Source organism: Bartonella capreoli (assembly GCF_902813205.1).
Classification (GTDB): Bacteria; Pseudomonadota; Alphaproteobacteria; order Rhizobiales; family Rhizobiaceae; genus Bartonella; species Bartonella schoenbuchensis.
In genome coordinates, this window is record NZ_CADDZX010000110.1 from 1 (window position 1) to 577 (window position 577).

The 577-nt window shown below is 37.4% G+C and carries 1 protein-coding gene and 1 pseudogene; both read left to right on the forward strand.

Features of this window, described 5'->3' with window-relative positions:
• On the forward strand, positions 1-287 hold a 287-nt coding region (locus J7R05_RS07570), incomplete at its 5' end, for a hypothetical protein (RefSeq protein WP_208541801.1).
• Between the two features lie 4 nt (positions 288-291).
• Positions 292-577, forward strand: a pseudogene (locus tag J7R05_RS07575) (hypothetical protein); the annotation flags it as partial.

Genomic DNA, 577 nt, shown 5'->3' on the forward strand with positions numbered 1-577 from the left:
CTTTACTTGTTCATTGTCATATATCGGCTGTCTATAAATGGACTTATCCTGTTGAGAAGCGTGAAGGAAAAGGTGGGATTATTCCCGCTAAATATCAAGTTATGCTTTTGAATTACGCTAAACGCAATGACATAGACTTACGTCCTGATGATTTTTTTTATCCTGAACGTTTGCAAAACTTAATGCAGAAAAAAGAAACATCCCCATCACCTGAGTTTGTTGATGGTTGTGCAATGAGTAGGGCAGGGTATGAGCAAAACGATGCACAACAATCATTAGGTGGATAAGAACATGAGTATATCAAAGAAATACGAGCTTACGGAAGAAAGTGAGAAGGTTGATAATTCAAGATTTGGAAAGAAGTATAACTGCATTCTTCATCGTATTCGTGCATTAAGAGACTTTAGTGATATTAAAGCTGGTGATTTGGGTGGTTTTATAGAGACAGAGGACAATCTTTCTCATGAGGGTGATTGTTGGGTTTATGACGGTTCATACGTTTCCGGCAATGCTATGGTGAGTGGTGATGAAAAGATAAAAGATACGGTAGTGTGTGATGATAATGTTATTACGTATG